Genomic DNA, 4,592 nt, shown 5'->3' on the forward strand with positions numbered 1-4,592 from the left:
AGCCCGTTCCCGCCCGACGCGTCGGGCGAACCCGCTTCCGTTCCTGCGGTTTCCGGCGCACGGCCTCCGGCCACGCCTGATGAGGACGAGGAGGAAGAAGAAGACGGCCCGGACAAACCTATGGGGCTTATGGATCACCTTGGCGAACTGCGCATGCGCCTTGTGCGCTGCTGTATCGCCGTGATCGTGGGATTTTTTGCCTGCTGGGCCGTGGTGGATCCCATCTTTGACGTGCTGGTCAACCCCCTTCTGGCCGTTTTGCCCAAGGGCTCGCACGCCATCTACACCACCCTGCCCGAAGGTTTTTTCACCCGCATGCACATTGCCTTTGTGGCGGGTGTTTTTCTGTCCAGCCCGGTGATTTTCTATCAGGTATGGTCGTTCATCGCCCCGGGTCTGTATGAAGAAGAAAAGAAGTACATCATACCCATTGCGGTGATGTCGGCCCTGTTCTTCGTCTGCGGCGGAGCGTTCTGCTACTTTGTGGTCTTTCCCTACGCCTTCAGTTTCTTTGTAAGTTTTGCCACCGAAGAAATCGTGGCCATGCCCAAGGTGAGCGACTACCTGAGCTTTGTGCTCAAGCTCATTCTGGCTTTCGGCATTATCTTTGAAATGCCGCTTTTTGCCTTTTTCCTCGCGCGCATGGGCCTTGTGACCGCGGCCATGATGCGGCAGGTGCGGCGCTATGCGATTTTGGGCATCTTTATTGTGGCGGCCATTCTTACGCCGCCCGATGTGGTTTCACAGCTGCTCATGGCCTGCCCCATGCTTATTCTGTATGAAATAAGCATCTGGGTGGCGGCAGCCTTTGGACGCAAGCCCAAAAATGAAAATGCCGATGACGACGGGCAGGAAAAAACAAACGCCGCCAATGCCGCTGAAGCGGAAGGCAAAACCGCCAACGCCTCGGAGGACGCATGACCACCGCCCCGCGCATTTCCACGCAGGCGCGCACCAGCGCCGAAACCGACATCCGTCTTGAACTGAACCTGGATGGTCAGGGCAAAACAGACATCGCAACCGGATTCGGCCTGCTGGACCACATGCTTACCCTCACGTTTTTCTGGGCAGGCATGGATCTGACCCTTGTTTGCAGGGGCGACATGCAGGTGGACGCGCACCATACGGCTGAGGACGTGGGCATGACCCTTGGCAAGGCCCTGCTTGAGGCACTGGGCGACAGGGCGGGCATCGCCCGCGTTGGCTACGGCCGCGTACCCATGGACGAAGCCCTTGCTGAAGTTACCGTTGATCTTTCCGGCCGCCCCTGGCTTGAGTGGCGAGGCGACGAAATGTTGCCTCCCGTGCTCGCCGGGGAGGAAAAAGACCTTTGGCGTGAATACTATAAAGCCCTTGCCAGCGGCGCGCGCTGCAATCTGCATGTGGACATGCGCTACGGCAAAAACGGGCATCACTTGCTGGAATCCGCCGCCAAAGGACTGGGCCTTGCTCTGGCCCAGGCAGTGCGCCGGAACGGCACAACCATACGCAGCACCAAGGGAGGTCTTGATTAATGCATAACCGCCTGAATATACTGCTTCTTATTATACTGAGTCTTGTCATGGTTCTGGGCGCGTGCAGCAAGCGCCCGCGCAGTACCGCCGACGTGCCGCGCAACCTTTCCGGCACCTACACCATTACCGTGGCTCCCTTCACCCAGCCCGTCAATGCCAGCCAGCTTATCATGGGGCGCATTCCCGAAGATCAGGGGCGCATTCCCGAAGATATGCTCACCGCGCTGGATATGCGTCTGCGTCATGTGCTGACCACCCAGACCAACAGGCAGTACAAGTTCATCGGCCAGCGCAGCCTGCCCCAGAACACGACCTCGTTTCACAGTTCGGAACAGCCGCAGGCCCTGCCCCTGTGGATAGCCTACGGCAAAAAGCAGGGGGCGCAGTTGCTGCTCATCCCTCAGGTGCTGGACTGGCATGAGCGCGAAGGCTCCAAAGCAGGCGTCACCCAGTCGGCCCACGTGCGGGTGGAATTTTTCCTGCTGCGCGTGGACACCGGCAGTGTAATGGACCGCTCTGTCTTTGAGGAAAAACAGGCCGGACTTGCGGAAAATCTGCTCAATGTGGGTTCCTTCCTCAAGCGTAAGGGCCAGTGGGTCACCGCCGAGGATCTGACCGTGGACGGCATGAGCAAGGCAGTAAAGGACTTGGGTTTATGATTATTTTTCCCGCTGTTGATATCCAGAACGGCAAGGCCGTACGTCTCAAGCAGGGTCGTGCCCACGAAAGCACGGTTTTTGCCGAAAATCCCGTAGATGCCGCCAGCGCCTGGGAAAAGGCAGGAGCGCGCTGGCTGCATGTGGTTGATCTGGACGGCGCTTTTGACGGCGCGGCCCAAAGCCGCCACATTGTGCGCGACATCTGCGCGGCCCTTGCCATTCCCGTGCAGCTTGGCGGCGGCATACGCGACATGCGGACCGCCGAAGCCTATCTGGAAGCCGGGGTGCACCGGCTTATCATCGGCACCCTGGCCTTGGAGCAGCCCGCCCTTTTTGCGGATATGTGCCGCGCCTTTCCGGGTCGGGTCGGCGTATCCCTCGATGCCGAAGGCGGAAAGCTGAAAAGCCGGGGGTGGGTGGAAGACACGGGCATGACCGTTGATACGGCCCTGCCCCGCCTGCTTGACGGCGGCGCAGCCTTTGTCATCTACACAGACATTGAACGCGACGGCATGCAGTGCGGCGTCAACATAGCCGCGCTGGAGCATCTGGCCCGCCTCTCCACCGTGCCGGTCATTGCCGCCGGGGGCGTAGCCACCCTTGAAGACGTGCAAAAGATCTACCCTCTCACCCTTGAGACCAGCCTTATAGGCGCGGTGAGCGGGCGCGCCCTCTACGAGGGGACCCTTGACCTCAAGGAAGCCAATGCCTGGATAGACTCCCGGCAAAGCTCGTCCCAAAGCGGCTAGCCAGCCTGCGCTGGCAAACCACGCAAAAGCTGCGCGGCCAGGCGATAGCAAGAGTACAACGCAAAGCGCGCCACGGTTCAGGCCGGGCGCGCTTTGGCCGTCTGTGGCGCAGCGGAGTTGGGTCGGACAATTTTGTCCCTGCAAACACCTCTTCGCAAAGATTATGAAGTGTTCCGGCAGCTTCCGCCTGGGCCGCCTGCCCCGCCGTGCGCCCTTGCCAAGCTTCGCTGCAGAACATATACTCTGAGACATGAATCCAGCTTCCTGTCATTGGTCCCGCATATGCAGCCGCCCCTTTTGCGGCTACCCTGAAGAACGTTACTGGCGTTCATTTCTTTAATTCCCCGTCTGCGAAAACTGTTTGATGCATGGCCCCTGCGGGAGGCCAGGGCTTTTTCTGTTTCAAATACCGGGCTGAAACATCAGCCTGACAGCGCAGCGAGGATATAATGCTTGAAACCAAACCCTATCACTGGCTCTGCCTCATGGGGGCCATTATTTTCGAAGTGGCCGGGACCACAGTCATGAAGATGGCTCAGGGATGGGGCTTTGCCCATGCAGCCATGCTCGGCCTTGTGCTTATGTGGCTGGCTATCGCGCTTTCGTATTACATGCTGGCAAAAGCCACCACCGGCCTGCCTGTAGGTGTGGCTTTCGCCTTCTGGGAGGGCCTTGGCCTGACCTTCATTACCATATGCAGCGTGCTGCTGCTCGATGAAAGCCTGACCATGACGCGCGCCCTCGGCCTTGTCTGCGTGCTGGCCGGAGCCTTGCTGGTACACCACGGCACAGGCCACGGCAAAAAAGACATTCATCCGGCGGCCCGCCCCACGTCCAGCCTGAAGGCGGGCGACAGCGCGGCCGATGCGGGAGGGAACGCATAATGCAGACCCTTGCCTCTTTTTTCAGCCTTTCTCTTTTGCTGGTGGTGCTGGCGGCGGTGCTGGACGTGCTGGCAAACTTGCTGCTGGCAAAGTCCGGCGGCTTCAGGCGGCGCTGGCTGGGTTTTTTCTCTCTGCTGCTGGTGGGCCTTGCTTTTTATTGTCTGTCCCTGGCCGTACGGCATATGGATCTGGCCGTGGCCTATGCCATGTGGGGCAGCTTCGGCATTCTGGGCACATCGCTGGGCGGCTGGCTGTTTTTCAGCCAGAAGCTGCGGCCCTGCGCCTTTGCGGGCATGGCCCTGCTCATGACGGGCATGGCCCTTTTGCATTTGAGCTAACCACGGTCTGCACACAAAGCACATCTGCCATGTGCGGCAGACCGCCAAAAGAAACGCGCACAACGGCTCAGCCCCGACCTGCGCACTTGAAGAAGAGGGGCCACAGCGTGAACCGCCCGAGCGGTCGCGCAAGCCCCGGAGGCGAGCATGAAAAAAGGATTCTGGGATTATCTTGAAAAATGGCGCGGTCTTTTTCCGCGCCGCAGGGTACTACGCTGGCGCGACGGCTGGCTGCAAAACGGCTATTGCCGTGACTGCCGCTATTGCTGCGGGCCACAGGATTCCAATGAGCCTTTCCCCATGCCCCTGCTGCCCCGGCAGTTGCACGCGAGTATGGAAAAAGACTTTTACATGCTTGACGACCACACCGCCTATATGGATGGGCGCGGCTGCAAGGCCTGTACGCCTCACGGGTGCGGGCTGCCGCGCGTACAGCGGCCCCTGGCCT

6 protein-coding genes and 1 pseudogene are annotated in these 4,592 nt (G+C 59.8%); all 7 read left to right on the forward strand.

Going from position 1 to position 4,592, the window contains the following annotated elements; translation table 11 throughout:
• The first annotated feature begins 120 nt into the window (after window positions 1-120).
• Window positions 121-921 (forward strand): twin-arginine translocase subunit TatC, encoded by an 801-nt coding sequence (tatC, locus tag V6C16_RS08300; protein ID WP_442886201.1) that lies wholly within the window; start codon window positions 121-123, stop codon window positions 919-921.
• The gene (locus V6C16_RS08305) at window positions 918-1,514 is read left to right on the forward strand and encodes an imidazoleglycerol-phosphate dehydratase (RefSeq protein WP_333535014.1); all 597 of its coding nucleotides are present in this window, start codon (window positions 918-920) and stop codon (window positions 1,512-1,514) included. Before tatC ends, V6C16_RS08305 begins: the two co-directional genes overlap by 4 nt.
• Window positions 1,514-2,173 carry a hypothetical protein gene (locus V6C16_RS08310; RefSeq protein ID WP_333535013.1) on the forward strand — a complete coding sequence of 220 codons (660 nt, stop codon included), beginning with the start codon at window positions 1,514-1,516 and terminating at the stop codon, window positions 2,171-2,173. The genes V6C16_RS08305 and V6C16_RS08310 overlap by 1 nt, the downstream gene beginning before the upstream one ends.
• Window positions 2,170-2,922, forward strand: a complete 753-nt coding sequence (hisA, locus tag V6C16_RS08315; RefSeq protein ID WP_333543000.1) for a 1-(5-phosphoribosyl)-5-[(5-phosphoribosylamino)methylideneamino]imidazole-4-carboxamide isomerase — start codon at window positions 2,170-2,172, stop codon at window positions 2,920-2,922. The genes V6C16_RS08310 and hisA overlap by 4 nt, the downstream gene beginning before the upstream one ends.
• Before the next feature lie 449 nt (window positions 2,923-3,371).
• Complete coding sequence (locus tag V6C16_RS08320) at window positions 3,372-3,806, forward strand: DMT family transporter (protein ID WP_333535538.1); 435 nt, start codon at window positions 3,372-3,374, stop codon at window positions 3,804-3,806.
• Window positions 3,806-4,144, forward strand: a complete 339-nt coding sequence (locus tag V6C16_RS08325) for an SMR family transporter (protein ID WP_333535539.1) — start codon at window positions 3,806-3,808, stop codon at window positions 4,142-4,144. The genes V6C16_RS08320 and V6C16_RS08325 overlap by 1 nt, the downstream gene beginning before the upstream one ends.
• A gap of 147 nt (window positions 4,145-4,291) precedes the next feature.
• Window positions 4,292-4,592, forward strand: a pseudogene (locus V6C16_RS08330) (hypothetical protein); the annotation flags it as partial.

The sequence above is a fragment of the Desulfovibrio sp. 1188_IL3213 genome (assembly GCF_036763145.1).
Lineage (GTDB): Bacteria > Desulfobacterota > Desulfovibrionia > Desulfovibrionales > Desulfovibrionaceae > Desulfovibrio.

Bases quoted from the DNA above. Each gene is read 5' to 3' on its own strand.
- tatC (WP_442886201.1), top strand. From the start codon at position 121: ATGGGGCTTATGGATCACCTTGGCGAACTGCGCATGCGCCTTGTGCGC.
- V6C16_RS08305 (WP_333535014.1), top strand. From the start codon at position 918: ATGACCACCGCCCCGCGCATTTCCACGCAGGCGCGCACCAGCGCCGAA.
- V6C16_RS08310 (WP_333535013.1), top strand. From the start codon at position 1,514: ATGCATAACCGCCTGAATATACTGCTTCTTATTATACTGAGTCTTGTC.
- hisA (WP_333543000.1), top strand. From the start codon at position 2,170: ATGATTATTTTTCCCGCTGTTGATATCCAGAACGGCAAGGCCGTACGT.
- V6C16_RS08320 (WP_333535538.1), top strand. From the start codon at position 3,372: ATGCTTGAAACCAAACCCTATCACTGGCTCTGCCTCATGGGGGCCATT.
- V6C16_RS08325 (WP_333535539.1), top strand. From the start codon at position 3,806: ATGCAGACCCTTGCCTCTTTTTTCAGCCTTTCTCTTTTGCTGGTGGTG.